General features: G+C 40.8%; 9 protein-coding genes. 2 read left to right on the forward strand and 7 right to left on the reverse strand.

Annotated elements, in window-relative coordinates; all coding sequences use genetic code 11:
- Positions 1-939: a ParA family protein gene (locus NJ959_RS04285; protein ID WP_254010515.1), complete on the forward strand. Its 939-nt coding sequence runs from the start codon at positions 1-3 to the stop codon at positions 937-939.
- Positions 940-1,149: 210 nt separating this feature from the next.
- On the opposite strand, the gene ileS is transcribed toward NJ959_RS04285, so the two are convergent.
- From ileS to NJ959_RS04315, 6 genes are all read right to left on the reverse strand, one after another.
- Positions 1,150-4,797: an isoleucine--tRNA ligase gene (gene ileS, locus NJ959_RS04290; protein WP_254010516.1), complete on the reverse strand. Its 3,648-nt coding sequence runs from the start codon at positions 4,795-4,797 to the stop codon at positions 1,150-1,152.
- Between the two features lie 276 nt (positions 4,798-5,073).
- A complete protein-coding gene (locus NJ959_RS30585) occupies positions 5,074-5,292 on the reverse strand; it encodes a transposase (protein ID WP_373693597.1) in 219 nt (72 codons plus the stop codon).
- A gap of 52 nt (positions 5,293-5,344) precedes the next feature.
- Positions 5,345-6,088 carry a Uma2 family endonuclease gene (locus tag NJ959_RS04300; RefSeq protein ID WP_254010517.1) on the reverse strand — a complete coding sequence of 248 codons (744 nt, stop codon included), beginning with the start codon at positions 6,086-6,088 and terminating at the stop codon, positions 5,345-5,347.
- Between the two features lie 154 nt (positions 6,089-6,242).
- On the reverse strand, positions 6,243-7,709 hold the full coding sequence (locus NJ959_RS04305) for a M16 family metallopeptidase (RefSeq protein WP_254010518.1): 1,467 nt from the start codon (positions 7,707-7,709) through the stop codon (positions 6,243-6,245).
- 222 nt (positions 7,710-7,931) lie between these two features.
- On the reverse strand, positions 7,932-9,476 hold the full coding sequence (locus NJ959_RS04310; RefSeq protein WP_373693598.1) for a M16 family metallopeptidase: 1,545 nt from the start codon (positions 9,474-9,476) through the stop codon (positions 7,932-7,934).
- A gap of 244 nt (positions 9,477-9,720) precedes the next feature.
- On the reverse strand, positions 9,721-15,084 hold the full coding sequence (locus NJ959_RS04315; protein ID WP_254010520.1) for an AAA family ATPase: 5,364 nt from the start codon (positions 15,082-15,084) through the stop codon (positions 9,721-9,723).
- Between the two features lie 496 nt (positions 15,085-15,580).
- Between NJ959_RS04315 and NJ959_RS04320 the strand changes: the two genes are divergently transcribed.
- On the forward strand, positions 15,581-16,174 hold the full coding sequence (locus NJ959_RS04320; RefSeq protein WP_254010521.1) for a TetR/AcrR family transcriptional regulator: 594 nt from the start codon (positions 15,581-15,583) through the stop codon (positions 16,172-16,174).
- A gap of 149 nt (positions 16,175-16,323) precedes the next feature.
- Here NJ959_RS04320 and NJ959_RS04325 read toward each other — a convergent pair whose 3' ends face one another.
- The gene (locus tag NJ959_RS04325) at positions 16,324-16,770 is read right to left on the reverse strand and encodes a DUF4332 domain-containing protein (protein WP_254010522.1); all 447 of its coding nucleotides are present in this window, start codon (positions 16,768-16,770) and stop codon (positions 16,324-16,326) included.
- Between the last annotated feature and the right edge of the window lie 444 nt (positions 16,771-17,214).

A 17,214-nucleotide genomic window follows, 5' to 3' on the forward strand; every position in this document is an offset into this window, starting at 1 on the left:
ATGGGATGTGTCATTGCCACAGTTAACATGAAAGGTGGCGTAGGGAAAACCACCCTTACCGTAAACTTGGCTACTTGCTTGGCAAAAAACCATGGAAAGCGCGTTTTAGTGGTCGATTTAGATACCCAAATTAGCGCCACACTCAGCTTAATGGCACCTCAAGATTTTGCCAAAGCGAGAAAAGCCAGACGCACCTTAAGCCACCTGATTGACAAAGCAGTTAGACCAAATCTTGAGAGTAAAACTACTATTCAAGATGTAATTAGACCATACATTTGTACAATCAAACAACTAGATTTATTGCCGGGAGATATCGATTTATACGATGAATATTTAGTTTCTGAAATGCTCCACGAGCAAGCTGTAAAAGAAGGTAAGCCAAACTTTAGTGAGGTTTGGAATCGGTTTGAAACACAATTAATTAAGGGAATTTTAGAACCTGTAATTAATAACTACGATTTCATTATTTTAGATTGCGCTCCCGGCTACAACCTCCTCACGCGCAGCGGCATTGTTGCTAGCGATTTCTATTTGCTCCCCGCCCGCCCAGAGCCACTATCGGTTGTCGGTATTCAACTTCTAGAAAGACGGATTGCTCGCCTCAAAGAAAGTCACAACTCCGATTCTCCTCTAAACTTGCGACTATTGGGAATTGTCTTTATTTTGTCAGGTGGTCTTCTGGGGAGATATTATAGTCAAGTGATGAAGCGAGTTACAGAAGATTTCACGGCGGCTCAACTGTTTAAAAACCGCATTCCCATGGATGTTAATGTGGCTAAAGCGGTAGATAGTTTTATGCCTGTTGTCCTCAATACTCCCAATTCATCAGGTGCGAAAGCATTTACCCGGTTAACCGCAGAATTTTTACAGAAGATTGCGAGTTATCAGAATGTCCAGGAACAACAACCGACTAAGATGAATTTGGCAAGTCTTGATTAGTTGTTGGTTATTGGTTGTTGGTTATTGGTTATTGGTTGTTGGTTATTGGTTATTGGTTATTGGTTGTTGGTTATTGGTTGTTAGGCTATCCTTACTTATAAGAAAGCAGGTTTAAATCCCCTTGTCCTTATACCGGGGAGTGTCAATACCCTGGGTGACAACAAATAACTAACAACAAATAACTAACAACAAATAACTAACAACCTCTATTTAAAACTCACCAACTAAAGCAGCAACACAGCGATCGCAAATTGTGGGATGTTCGCTAGTTTTACCAACTTGAGTCGAGTAATTCCAGCAGCGATCGCACTTTTCGCCATCCGCTGTCACCACACCCACACTCAGCGTCTCCGAATGGCTGCTGTAAGTAGCTTTTTCGATAATCTCTTTTGAATCCAACACTTCCACGCCTGACGCTAAAAATAGATAGCGCAACTCATCAACACCATTCCCCAGGATTCCACCTTCCTCAACGGTTCCAAAAACCTCCGCCCCCGTAGAACAGGTGTCCTCGCCTGTGTCAACTTCCTCCATCAAAACAGGATAACTCCCTGCCAAACTCTCTGGCTCAACTAAAGAATCTGAACCCAAAACCTCAACTTTCAACTCTTGAATTTTCACAGACAACTCTTGACGATTCTTGCCAAAGAGTACATAGCGCTTGCCAACCCACAAGGTATATCCAATCCCAATTAGTTCAAAGAAAGTGGGTAGCAGAGGTAAATGATTAATCGCATCTAACACTGCTATCGTAATCTTGAGGGTGATGGATGCGACTACGATTAAACCTACGATTGCCAGTACTTGCAGGTTTTTCTTCGATAATAAGTTTATCTCCGTTAGCGACTCAGATAATAACTGATTAGCTTCATTCCCTAGCTGCTGTATTTCCGCTCTTGATTGAGGGGTGTCATCCTGTGGGTTATCTATAACAGATATCACAGGTGGGGACGCTACGATTACCTCTTGGTTATCTGTTTTTGAGATAATTTGGCGTACTCCTGTGGGATTCATTTCCTCCAAACGAGAGCGCAATTGGGAGTCTGAGACATATAATAATACTTTGGCTTCTAAAGACGCACCAATTGTCTTCTCAACTCTGGCTTGCTCTAATACTTTATTAACTTCTGTGCGGATTTGGCGTAATTTTAGCCACAATTCGGCTAATTCAGGATTTTTCCATTTCTCTTCTACTCTTGTCCAACCTGACTCAAATACTGATTTGTAAGGAGTGGGGTAAGGTAAAGATTGCCAAATATCTTCTGCCATGTGACATAGTACAGGCGCGATCGCTCGTGCTATATTTTCCAAAGCAATAGCCAATACTGTCTGACAGCTACGTCGCCGCACTGATTCTGGGTGACTGATATAGAGTCTATCTTTGGCAACATCTAAATAGAAGTTGGACAAATCCACCACACAGAAATTCTGTACTGTCTGGAAAAACCGGAAAAACTGATAACTTTCAAAAGCATCTGTCACTTCCCCAAATACTTCCGTTATCCGGTGTAGCATGTAGCGGTCTAATTCTGGCAATTCTTCATAAGGTACAGCGTGTTGGGCGGGGTCAAAATCATGCAAATTCCCCAGTAAAAATCGGGCAGTATTGCGAATTTTGCGATAGATATCCCCTAACTGCTTTAGGATAGTTTGACCGATAGGCACATCGCCAGAATAATCTACCGAAGATACCCACAACCGTAACACATCAGCACCGTAAGGAGGTTCAGTTTTCTGATTTTTCCCACCTTCAATTATTATCAAAGGATCGACCACATTCCCCTCAGATTTACTCATTTTGCGGCCTTTTTCGTCGAGGACAAAGCCATGAGTTAGGACTGTTTTATAGGGTGCTATACCATTACTTGCTACACTTGTCAATAGGCTAGATTGAAACCAACCTCGATGTTGATCTGAGCCTTCCAAATAGATATCAACTGGATAGACTAATTCCTCGCGCCCCTTGGCTACTGCTGCCCAAGAGGAACCGGAATCGAACCAGACATCCATTGTATCTGTCCCTTTCCGGTAAGTTTTACCATTGTTTTGGTATGATTCGGGTAACAATTCCGCTACCGACATTTCCCACCAAGCATCAGAACCTTTTTGGGCGATAATGGCTTGAACGTGGGCAATACTTTCTGCTGTCAGTAAAGGTTCGTTAGTTTCCTCATCGTAGAATACTGGAATCGGCACACCCCAGCTACGTTGGCGGGATATACACCAATCGGAACGATCTGCCACCATAGGAGTAATGCGATTTTCTCCTTGGGCTGGAATCCATTGTACATTTGCGATCGCTTTTAGTGCTGCATCGCGGAATCCTGCTACCGAAGCAAACCATTGCGCCGTTGCCCGGAAGATAGTGGGTTTTTTGGTACGCCAATCGTAGGGATATTTATGATTGTAAGCTTCCTCTTTCAGGAATGAACCTGCTGCTTTCAGTGCTTCTATAATCGCTTCATTAGCATCTTTTAGGACATTCAACCCGGCAAATTGACCTGCTTCTTGGGTAAAATTACCATTTTCATCGACAGGAGAGAGGATCGGCAAACCATATCTCTGTCCTACGATATAATCTTCTTGACCGTGACCGGGTGCAGTATGGACTAATCCGGTACCAGATTCCGTGGTAATATAGTCGCCGCCGATAACAATAGGACTTTCTCGGTCAAAGAGGGGATGGCGATAAGTACAATGTTCTAATTCCTTCCCTTTGAAAGTAGCTTTAACCGTTAACTGAGTATCCAGGATTTGGGATAATCTTTCTACCAAATCTGTCGCTACGATTAAATACTGAAATTCCTTTGGTTTTTCCTGGGATTCAGGATTTTCCTCCAATTCTGAGATTTCCTCAGTTGGGGCAGTTTCCTCTTTAGCTGTTTTGCTATCCTTTGTCGGTGCAAAACCCTTGGGTTTTTTCTTGCTACTGCTAGATTTAGCTGTTTCTAGACTTAACTCTTTTTCCTCATCGACGGAATCCGCTTGAGTTCCGACTGCTACCACAGAATATGCCAAATCTGGATTCACAGCAACAGCCAAGTTACCAGGAATTGTCCAAGGAGTTGTTGTCCAGATGGCTACACCGAGGGAGTGGGGAGTGGAACAGCCGATGTCATCATGGTTAGTGGGAGGAGTTTCTAGAGATTCTGATAAATATGGTGCGAGTAAATCTTGCAGCCCATCTACTGCTTTGGTGATGGGAAATGCGGCATAGAGACTGCGAGAGATATGACCTTCCGGGTATTCTAACTCAGCTTCTGCCAGAGCCGTTTTAGAACTAGGACTCCAGTGAACAGGTTTTACACCTCTATATATATAACCCTTGAGAACCATCTGACCAAAGACACCAATTTGGGCAGCTTCATATTCTGGTGTCAAAGTTAAGTAAGGATGTTCCCAATCGCCCCAAACGCCATAACGTTTGAAACCCTTGGCTTGTTGTGCTACAGTCTTGAGGGCAAAGTCCTTAGCTTTCTGGCGTAGTTTCAGAGGAGTAAGCTGCGATCGCTCCTCCTGTTTCATATTTTGTAGGACTTTCAGCTCAATCGGCAAGCCATGACAATCCCAACCTGGGATATAGCGAACCCTCCGCCCTTGGAGGAGTTGATATTTATTGATAATATCCTTAAGAATTTTATTTAGGGCATGACCGATGTGGAGTGCCCCATTAGCATAAGGTGGACCATCGTGCAACACGAAAATTTCACCCGGATTCTCCTGTGACAATCGCTCATAAATTTGTTCATCTGCCCAAAACTGCTGCAATTCCGGTTCGCGAATTACAGCATTCGCCCGCATGTCAAATTTAGTCTTGGGCAAATTTACGGTGTCTTTATAGGAGTTTGATTCTGTCACAGTCTTTATTGGTTATTGGTTGCTGGTTGTTTGTTGTTGGTTGTTGGTTGTTGGTTGTTGGTTGTCCATCACCTAACGACCAATGACGCAGATGACCAACCACCCCAAGACAGGAGTGTGAATACCGATCTCTATATTATGGGCGATAACTCACCTCAGCTTCAACTTAATTTTGCCATATTTTCTCCTCGGGTGTGTTTTCTCCCCTAGTCGCGTAGGGTGTGTTGTCGCGTAGCGCAACGCACCCGATTAATATACATACAGCGATTCCCACTGTTAAGAGGTACAGTAGCAACAATGAGCAAACCAATTTCTTAAATGTTGAGGATTGATTAACTCAATGGCAACAGCAATTATTTGGTCAATCATTGCCGTTGTAGTGGGAGCAAATTTCCGTAAAAAGGATTTGAGTTGTGACCACCACAGTTCAATTGGGTTAAAATCGGGAGAGTATGGGGATAAACAAATAATCCTCGCATCTACAGCTTCAATCATTGGTACAATAATACCAGAACTTTAAGGATATTTTTTCACAATTTTAATGGATTTAGATGCTATCTGGATCTATATTTAATTCGCGCAGTTTAGCCGCTAATCTTTCAGCCCGTTGTGCTTCATGTTCAGCCCGTTGTGCTTCATTTTCAGCTCGTCGTGCTTCATTTTCAGCTCGTCGTGCTTCATTTTCAGCCCGTTGTGCTTCATGTTCGGCACGTTGTTGTGCTAACTGTTGTTGTTCTTCCAATTCTAAATAAGAGAGAAACTTTTGTCCATCGGGGCGATAAATTTCTAACCCATCTTCTCCCAACTCAAATCGCACTCCTAATCGGGGACTTACCCATCCTGACATGACTTCAATTACTTCTAAAAATCCTTCAATTCTTTGCCAACCGATTAACTCATTTTCTTGGGGATCGTAGAGGTAATATTCTTCGACTCCATGGCGATTGTAAAATGAAAATTTCCGATTCATTTTGGTTTGACTATCGTTGAAAGAACGAATCTCAAACACGACTTGAGGAGCAATACGATCTTCTTGCCATTGTAGGTAAGAGCGTCGGTCATTTTTAGGTCTGCCAAATATAACCATGACATCCGGTGCTTGGGATATGGTAGAATTTCCCTCGACTGGATACCAGAGTAAATCGGCGGCTACAAAGACATTTTCGTCATTTTTATAGAGCAACTCGCAGCCTTCTTTGATTTTGGTAATTAGTTTGTACTGAATGGTACTATCTGCCATTGGTTGATCGTCGCTTGAGGGATAAATAATGGGTGGAGTTGTTAGTTGCATAGCTCTGGCCTTATTTCTCTGTCATTGGTTATTAGTCATTAGTCATTAATCATTGGTTATTGGTAATTCGCCATCTAATTCTCTAATCGCTGTTTCAATTTATGACGAATTCCTAATTGACTCCAAATTAATAGAGTTTTTTGGTAATTCCTGATTAAGTACTTTTCGGTGTGGGAATTGTAATATCTAATGAAGTTACATTTGGTGAGATACTAGTTAAAGGTGGTGCGATAGTATTGGTATTGCCGACAACTAAAGTCACCAGTTTATCGGGCTGTAAGTATTGTTGAGCTACTCGTTGCACATCATTAATTGTTGTTGCTTCAACCTCTTTTCGATAGCGGGATAGGAAATCCTCTGGATAGCCATAATATTCATATCGCATTAACCGAGATAAGGTTTGACTGGGAGATTGGAAGTTGAAGACAAAGGAGTTCATAACTTTATCTTTTGCTGATGTTAATTCTTTGGGTGTGATGGGTGTTTGGCGAATTTTCTCAATTTCCGATCGCACAGCTTTAATAAATGGTACTGTTGCTTCTGAACGAGTTTGTCCACCTGCGATAAACATGCCGGGATAGTCATGGCGGGGACTCCAAACACCGTAGACAGAGTAAGCTAACCCTTGACGCGATCGCACTTCGTTAAATAAGCGCCCGCCAAACCCGTTCATCACTTGATTTAACACATCTAATTCTGGATAGTCGGGGCTATTAAATTGTCCGCCTAAATGTCCAATCTGGATCGAACTTTGGGTTAATTGAGGCTGATTTACGACAAATATACCACCTTCTTTGGCTTGTGCTGCGGCTGGTACAGAGACTGTTGCTGGTTTGGCTGTGGGTTGCCAAGTGCCAAATTTTTGCTGAATCAGCGATCGCATTTTTCGAGAATTAAAATCCCCGACTATACCCATAATCATGTTTTGGGGCTGAAAGTATTTCTGGTAAAAAGCCACCAAATCGTCGCGGGAGATATTATCTATGGTGGCGTACTCTATGGTGCGGGCGTAAGGACTTTTATCTCCGTAAATTAGTTTAGCAAACTCGCGACCTGCAATCCCATCTGGGCTATCATTACGACGGGCAATTTGTCCGGCTATTTGTCTTTTGGCTAATTCCAGTTTATCTTGGGCAAAAATAGGTTCTTGCATCACTTCTGCTAAGAGATCTAAAACCATTTCTAAGTCTTCAGAAAGGGCGCTAAAACTGGCATTTCCCGCCGTTGTATCAATGCTTGTTTCTACAGAAGCGGCGCGTTGTTCTAAAATCTGATTAAGTTCGTCACCTGAGTGTTTTGTTGTACCGCCACTCCGCATTACTATTCCGCTTAGTGCTGCTAAACCTACTTTTTCTGAAGGTTCCCAACGATCTCCTGTCCGAACTAGTACTGTACCACTAACTAGGGGTAAGTCGTGGTCTTCCATCAGATATACTACCATACCATTATTTAGTTTGTACCGTTTGTAATCTGGTAGTTTAATTTCTGGTAAGGGAGGGAATGTTAATTCACTATAATGTCTGGGTGTGGTGGCTGCTACTGCGGGAAAATGGGATATCACTATTAGTAGTATTGTGACTATTAATAGTGCTATCCAGCCTGGTGATTTTAGATTTTTCATTTGTTATTGGTTGTTGGTTGTTGGTTGTTGGTTGTTGGTTATTGGTTGTTGGTTGTTGGTTGTTGGTTATTTGTTATTGGTTGTTGGTTGTTGGTTGTTGGTTGTTGGTTAATAAAATAACTCATAACGGTGACAGGCATTTCTCCTGTGCTACAACAATGGGCTTAAGCCCATTGCCCGCAAACAACAAATAACAAACAACAAACAACAAACAACAAACAACTACTCATTTGATAAAATTCGTCCAATGGTGCGATTCTCTGGAGTGAATGTGGCTTGGGAAACTCGTTGAATATCGGCGGTAGTGACGGCATTAATTGCTTCTAATTCGTTGAATAGGTTGCGCCAGTCACCAGTTTTTACTTGATATTCGACTAAGTTTCGCGCCATTCCCATATTGGAATCGAGGGATCTTAATAATCCTGCACGGGCTTGGGTTTTTACTCTGTCTAATTCTTCTTTGGTTACGGGTTCAGTTTTGAGTCGCTCAATTTCACTGTGTAATGCTGTTGCTAATTCGTCCAAGGTATGACCTGGTGCAGTTAGGGCATATAGTAAGATTAAATTGGGATATTTATCGCCGGGGAAACCGCTAGTACCTGTAGCTGAGAGGGCGATTTGTTTCTCTTGCACCAGAGATTTGTAGAGGCGAGAAGTCCGTCCATCACTCAGCAAACTCCCGATAATATCATATACCACACGGTCTTTATCCTTAATAGATGGTCGGTGATATCCTTCTAAATACCAGGGTTGGGATGACAATTTTAATGTGACTTCTTTGGTTTGTTGCTGAGGGGGTTCGACAAGGGTAACTCCTGGTGGGGCGGGTTTGGCTTTGTAGTCTCCAAAGTAAGTTTGAGCTAACTTTTTTACTTCGGCTGGGTTGACATCTCCTACTATGGCGATGGTTAATTTACTGGGTACATAATGGGTTTCAAAAAATTGTTGGACATCGGCGCGGGTGAGGTTTCTAATATCTTCATCGTAGCCAATAACTGGACGACGATAGGGATGAGTTTGAAATGCTTTATCGAGAAATGCTTCAATCATTTTACCGATGGGAGAATTATCGGTACGCATTCGACGCTCTTCTAAGATTACTTGTTGCTCTTTATAAAATTCTCGAAATACAGGATCTAAAAAGCGATCTGATTCTAGAGACATCCACAATTCTAGTTTATTGGCTGGGAAACTGTAGAAATATATGGTAGCATCGGCGCTAGTCTGAGCATTTAAGCCAACGCCACCTGCTTGTTGAACAATTTGACCAAATTCATTCTGATTTACTAAGCTAGCTGCTTGGGCTTCAAGTTTGGTAAACTCTGCTTGTAATTTGGCTACTTCTATTTGATTTTCTGCTTTTTTAGCGGCTTTGATTTGGGTAGATAATTGATCTAATCGATCTAATAAAGGCTTTTCTGCTTTATAGTCTTTAGTACCAATTATAGTTGTACCTTTGAAGGCTAAATGTTCTAAAAAATGTGCTACTCCTGTTTTACCATCTGGCTCATCAGCACCACCGACATCGGTATAGGTAACAAAGGAGACAACGGGTGCTTCATGGCGTTCTAGTACGATAAACTTAAGTCCATTATCTAGGCGAAATTCGGTAATTTGCTGGATAACTCTGTCTAAGTAAGGCTGGATGGATGTGGGGGCATTTGTCTGTGCGAAAGCGATTGAGGGTATAGTCGCCCAAATTGCGATCCCTAGTAGTAGTGATAAAAGGGAGTGGAGAGTGGGGAGTGGAAAGTGGGGGAAAATCAGGGAGATTCGCCTATTTTCTTTCCAAAAGTGCCATCCATTTTGGCTCGACTGAGTTGTCAAATGTTGGTAAAGTAGAATATATCGATTCAATTGAGTCATATTAGGGTAGCAACGAGCAATAGGATCGGAAGTTGAATTATCGATGGTATTGATATTCTAAAACATAGATAGCCCTGCTTTTTAATGGGAATTTAGGGGTATCTTTGCTAGCTAGGGTTGATAATCAGTAGTTTGAATGGACTCCTCACCCCCATTCCATTTCCAAACATCGTTCCTGGTAAATTTGAGCAACTCCATCCATTGGATTAAGGCGCAAGCATTCAGAAAATAATTTGCCAGCTTCCCTAAATCTTTGGAAATTATAATGAGACAAAGCTGCTAAAAATATCTCTTTTGTCACTAACTTACCATCTTTTATTTCTGGTGGATCTGCATCAAATATTTCATATACTATCACTAATTCTGATTTTCCCTTAACCTTGCCCTTTTCAATTAGCCGAAGTGCATAATTATCCGGATTTGTCAAGCGTGACAAGGTTTGGTGAGTAATTAACATCGACACCCCATAAGATTTTGTCAGGGTTTCCACCCGCGAGGCTAAATTGACGGCATCGCTAATTACTGTACTATCCATCCGATTATATCCTCCCACAGTGCCCAACATTAAAGATCCAGTATTGATACCAATACCAATTTTAATGGGGACATAGCCAGCTTTGGCACGATTTTGATTGTATTGTACCAGATGGTGTAGCATGGAAATTCCTGCTTTTACGGCATTATCTGCCTCACCGCTAAACAGTGCCATAATCGCATCGCCAATATATTTATCAATAAATCCCTGATGTTGAGTAATAATAGGTTCCATCTGACTCAGATAGGAATTGATAAATTTGAAGTTTTCCTCTGGAGTCATAATTTCACTCAGGGTAGTGAAGGAGCGAATATCAGAAAATAGCACTGACATCTCTCGCTGCACTTGATCTCCTAATTTAACATCGACAATACTTTCTTTACCCAGAAATTGCAAAAATTGACGGGGGACAAACCGTTCGTAAGCTTTATTTAATTCTGCCATATTATGGTAGAAACGGGCATTTTCAATGGCAATAGCGGCTTGGGCGGATAGGAGATTTAAGATTTCTATACGATCTTGAGTAAAAGCACCTGTAGTTAGGTTATTTTCTAAATAGATAATACCCTCCATTTTACCTCGATCGATCAGAGGAAAGCAGAGGATAGACTTGGGCTGGTTTGCTTTTATGTAGGAATCGTTGCTAAATAAGCCCTCGCGAGTAGCATCATTTAAAACGACACTCTCTAAGGTACGGGCGACATAATTAATTATAGTGGGTGAAAGGCCATCGCAAGTAGCTATCGGAATTGACTGCAATACCTTAACGCAATCTTTCCCCCCATAGCATTCACCCACACCAGGCACTGCTCCTGATGCTTCAATCAGTAATTTTCCTTTGGTTTCCAGGATCAAGAAACCTTTTTGCGCTCCAGCATTTTCAATAATAATCTCCATTAATTTTGCCAGTAATTTATCCAGTACAATTTCCCCAAATAAAGTTTGTGAGGCTTTGATGACTGTTGTCAAATCCAATGTAGAGTCAGGGCTATTTCCTGTTATGGTAGATGACATAGAGATTGGTGCGATCGCTAAACCCATCCCAGAGGATTTCCTATGTAATAATTGAGGATATCTGGTATCTAAATCTTTAACTTTAGCCATTGCACCCCAACGGAGATAACAATAACGAGCATCCTGCATATAGATTTGGGCAATTTTATCTTTACCCTTTTCTAGATAAAACTTGGCTGCAAGTTCATATCCTAGCGCTTCTTCGTTAAGATATTTATTTTCTTTAGCCAGGGCAATAGCTTTATCGTAGTAATCCATTCCCTTAATATCCTTACCAAAAATTCTATACCTTTCTGCCTCTACTAGATAAAATTTATGTAAATGATTCATTGGTGCATGAGCTGCCCATTTCTTCATCTTTTTCTGGTTGGCTTGCACTTTTCTGACAAAGCATTTTTGTTGTAATTTTGGCGAGGAAGGATATAGAGCCAGTATTGCCAGGGAATCATAAAAATGAAACATCGGTACAGTCAGCATTCCTAACCCACCCTCTAAATATTTTTCCGCTATGATAGCATTGTCTCTGGCTAGATTATCCTCGCCAAATAGATAGCACAGCATCAGCTTATAAAAATATAAGTGAAACTTGGCAGTGAGATCTATCTCATCCATTCCGTGAGGCATTATTTTTGAATCATCGTAAGCCTTCCCGATTAAATGGCACGGATTTTCCGACTCTCCCATCAGATTCAAAACTTTTTGCCAATCTATATTAATAGCATGTAGACTTCGTTGTTGCTTTAATTTTCCGATGGCATCGCTGTATTTAGCTATTTCCCTTTCCAGACTGCCTAATTCCTCACCGATAAAATAGGCATAGTTACAGTAAGATATTGCACAATAAGCTGCATATTCTAAATCTCCTGTTTCGATACCAGTTTTATAGTTTTCCAGCAAAGGCTCTAATATTTGCCCCACATGCTCTTGCCAGTTTCTGATAAAAAAGTTAACTAGATATACTGTTCGACATTCTATCTCTTTAGCATTGAACTTATCTAATAAGTGTAAAGCAACCTTGCCAAAATGACAGCCTAATTTAATGTCTCCTAATGCTCCACAAAGAAGCAGTCCATAAGCAGCGTAAGACATCGGTGACAATGAAGTATTTCCATGTTTTATTGACAAACTAACTCTATTTAAAATAGTCAATAAAGATAGGCTTGGATTGACAAAATAAGTAGCAGATCCTAGACTATTGAGAATACGCATTGCTGCTAATTTATCAGGATCTGTCATTTCTTTGAGATGGATTAAGTCATCAATTTGCATCCATAACAAAGCAAACTTTGTCTTAAACAGAGCAAGTAAAATATCTATGTTTTTAGTTTTTTTAGGTAAATTAATACCTAACATTCTCAATGCCGCAAGTCCAGTCACAACAGCTTCTTGTAACTTATTTTGTGCGATGTAAGCATATATTTTTACCTCATAAACTTTCACCTTGTCTAATATAACTTCTGCCCGATCTAGTACCCCTGAAGCTAATTGCTCCATCTCATCAAAGTCACCGCACAAATAAGCAGATTCTGCTGCTTCTACATATAAAGCAAGCGTTGTATCGTACTGTCTCTGCCATCTATCTCCTGCTAACCATTTTAAACCTAACTTTAAGTAAGTAAGAGCAGGTTGATAAGCTGCAGATGCTTTTGCTTTTTTACCAGCAATTAGATTTAACTTTGCTAAATCATCTCGCTCCTCCTGGTTATCGATTAAGTCGATACCAAAATTGAGTTGATTAACAATATCAAATATAGTATCCTCTCGCTGCTCGATTGGAGTATTATTTAAAAGTACCTCTCCGATTTCCACATGTATAACTGCCTTGCCGGGATCGGGAATTAGAGAATAGGCAGCTTGTTGAATGCGATCGTGTACAAACTTATAATAGATTCGGGATTTACTGCCATCATAAGTCCTATTTTCATCCCCACTCCCCACTCCAAAAAACCCACTCACCTCAATCCACTTATAATCATCTCCCACAGGAAAAATCAAACCATCCTCAACGGCTAATTTCAGTTGATTAGCCGTTTCTTTTTGTGAAGTTTCATTGACAATTGATAATGTTCTTAAATCGAATTGACTACCGATACAAGCTGCTAACTTTAAAAGATGCTCCGTTGATTCTGGTAACTTCTGAATATTTGCCGCCATCAACTCAACGACATTATCCGTAATGCCTCTAGCTTGAATTTGCTCTAAATCCCACCACCAAACCCCGTTAGTAAAATCAAAGTTTAATAGCTTCTCAGTATAGAGAGACTTGAGAAATTCATTCATAAAGAAAGGATTCCCCTGAGTTTTCGCTAAAACTAATTCTGCTAATGGTTTTGCCCTTGAATTATTGCAATTAAGAGTATCGGCAATTAAACCAGCGATATGAGTTAAATTTAAAGGTGATAGATAAACAGTATTAACAGTTGCTCCGTATTTTTGAACTTCTGACAAAGTAAGCATTAATGGATGCCCCGAGTTTACCTCATTATCTCGATAGGAGCCAATTAAAAACAGATATTTAGTATCAATATCCATCATGATTAATTGAATTAACTTTAAAGTAGCAGAGTCTGCCCACTGTAAATCATCAATAAATATAACTAAAGGATGCTCCTTTTGACAAAAGACACGGATAAAGTTTTGCCAGACTAAATTAAATCTATTTTGCGACTCACTAGGAGCTAACTTTGGCACATCTGACTGTTTGCCAATAATTAGTTCAACTTCGGGAATAACATCAATAATAATCTGTCCATTTACGCCCAATGCGCCGAGTAGTTTATCTCGCCAGAGCTGTAGTTTTGCTTCGCTTTCCGTTAGGAGTTGTCGCACTAATTCCCGAAAAGCACCCACGAGCGCACTATAGGGAATATTCCGCTGAAATTGGTCAAATTTACCAGCAATAAAATATCCTCTCTCCTGGGTAATGGGTTTATATATTTCCTGTACTAAAGCCGATTTACCAATACCAGAATACCCCGATACGAGCATCATCTCGCTTTTATTTCCCTGACATACTCTATTGAATGCTGTTAATAAATCTTTGATTTCCTCCTCTCTACCATAGAGCTTCTGGGGAATTTGGAATTTGCTAGAAATATCCTGTTCGCCGGGAATAAAATATTCAATTCCCTCACCCGCCTCTAGCTGAATCAAACATAATACCAAATCGTCGCGGATGCCTAAAGCACTTTGGTATCTTTCTTCTGCTGTTTTTGCTAATAGTTTCATTACTATTTCTGAAACTACTAGAGGAATTTCTGGATTGATTTCATGGGGCGGAATTGGTTGTTTAGCAATGTGGCAGTGTACTAACTCCATTGCCTCGGTAGTTGTAAATGGCAATTGGCTGGTTAATAGTTCATAAAAGGTGACTCCGAGGGAATAGAAATCAGTGCGATAATCGATGGTACGATTCATTCTTCCGGTTTGTTCGGGAGAAATATATGCTAATGTTCCTTCTAAGACATTAGGACTTGTCAGTGTGGGATTTTCCCGCGATAATATGGTGGAGATCCCAAAATCAATTATTTTAAGTTGTCCTGTTTCCGGATCGATCGCAATATTGGATGGATTAATATCTTTATGGATAATATTTTCCTGATGGATTTGTCCTAATATTTCCGTAATCTGGATGGTTATGGATAAGAATTTATCTAAATTTAGCGGATATCTTTCTGGCAATATATTTAATGATGTCCCGCCAAAATCTTCCAATATCATCACCAGTGTGTTATGATATTGCTGCAAATCGTAAGCTTTGACAACTCCATCAATCTTGAGATTACGAGTGATTTCATATTCTTGCCGATAACGGATAATTTCCCCAGGGGCAGGGTAATCTTCCTTAAGGAGTTTCAGGATAATTCGCCGCTCATCTTCATTTCTAATTCCTCGATAAACTAGGGAGGTGTCACTTTCATAGATTTGGGCTAAAACGGTGATACCAGAAAGTATAATCATGTTCAGATTTTAACTTTTCACAATAATTAGGACAGAAGTACAACCTGGTATTATTATCTCGTAGCTGCCAGTGAAGTTACAGAAACCGGGTTTCTGCCACCCGTCAAAGTGACTGTGGCAGACAGGGGCGTGCAAATAACTACAATAACGACTGAAACTACCTGATGGCAAGGCTTATATAGCAACCGCCAGAGCGGTTATGACATCCTAATCTACTAAATTTTAACAAGTGGCTTAGAGCTAGTTGTCCTAATCGTCTTCGGGACTGCTATACTACCTAAAATATAAAATATAAAATATAAACAGGCATGAAAGAGGGTATAAATTAGTAAAAAACTGTGAACCTTTTAGCTATTTGGGCAAAAACTGTTGCACAATAACCTACAGCTCGTGTCGTGACTTCAACGTATTCGCCAGAATTCCCTCAGATGGATACGGTTATGGCTTCTAGCGGTGTCCAGTTTTACGATAAATTTGTCCAAAATCCCCCAAGATTATGCTACTAGATACCACCACCAAATGCCGCATCCTCCAAACAGCCCAGCGCCTGTTTGCCCGTCAGGGATATAACGCTACCACAACCCGCGACTTAGCTGCCGAAGCTGGAGTAGCAGAAGGGACTCTATTTCGCCATTTTGAAAATAAAAAAGCGATATTAATTGAATTGGCAACCCAAGGATGGGTGGAGATTCTCACAGATTTACTCACTGAGTTGAGTGAAATGGGTAGTTACAAGGCGGTGGCGCAGGTAATGCGACGACGGATGATGCGGATACGCGAAAATGCTGACATGATGAAGGTTTGCTTTATGGAGGCGCAGTTTCACCCAGACTTGCGCGATCGCATTCAGTCAGAAGTCATTGCTAAAATGAGCGATGTTGCCGAAGCTTTCTTCCAAACAGCAATGGATAATGGCATCTATCGTCCCATGAATCCCAAAATTGTTGCTCAGGTATTCCTGGGTATGTTTGCCGTTGCTGGATTCAGCCATAATACTATCATGGAGCCAGGAGCCTCTATTCAGAACATGCAAGAAATGGCAGAAGGGCTTGCTGATATTTTCTTGAATGGGGTATTAGCCAAAGATTAGAATCAGAAGTTATTTGTTATTTGTTATTTGTTATTTGTTGGTAACCAACAACCAGTGGGAAGTTGGGAGTGAGGAGTGAGGAATGACTAATAAGAAATAACCAACAACCAACAACCAACAACCAACAACCAACAACCAATAACCAATAACTAATAACCAATAACCAAATCTCGTGCTTGTTGAATCCATACTGCAACTCGTGCCATATCAGGGCAAAGATCTCGCCGTTGCATAGTTGCCACCTGCAATCGTAAAATTTGTTGGTGTAATCGGTGAATAGGAGTCTGAGCCAGTTGTTTGACAGAGCCAATCCCCGCATGAAGTAATAACCCACAGTATTGACAACCAATCCCGGGTACGCGAGCTAAATCTGCTAGCGCCACCCATTTGTTAAGATACTGAGGATGAATTTGTAGCCGATTGGCGAGTTTCTCTTTGGATGAGGTATTCCTCGCTGTTTCCAGCAATTTCCCCGTTGTGGTAATACCCCCAAGGCGAAGCTTGGCTAAATCCTCTTCTTTGATTCCAGGCAGTTGCTCGATTGCCCAATCCTTAGCTTGGGTAGCGTTGCGCTCAGTTTTTGGTTTACCAGACATGGGGACACCTCACCAATATATCTCTAAGCTACTCTAGCTAATTTGCGATCGCTTGGTGGTTGCTGGTGATGACTTTTGACTTTTAATTTTTTTGACTAATCCTTGATTATAAAACAATGGACAATAAAAAGCAACTGCGATTAATTATATCATAGTTACAGCTCCTGATTAAGCTGAGTATTTTTGTCTGGCGAAAGTAATTCTTGACGATTATATAAAGTTAAATTTCCCGTTTGTTTATAATTTTTTATGAGATAATAAAAGAGTTGATGAACTTATCGATTTAATTTTAATAGGGTGATAGAGTTATGTTAGATCTTAATTACTGAATTAATCCGATAGCAGCCAATAGAAGCCCATGCAGGTTACTTTCATCACCGTTTGTAGCAGGATTGACCGCACGGAAGGGGAGTGGAACAGCAGATGCCGTATCGGGGTGTGGGG

Origin of the sequence: Limnofasciculus baicalensis BBK-W-15, from assembly GCF_024178385.1 — a bacterium.
Taxonomy (GTDB): Bacteria; Cyanobacteriota; Cyanobacteriia; order Cyanobacteriales; family Coleofasciculaceae; genus Limnofasciculus; species Limnofasciculus baicalensis.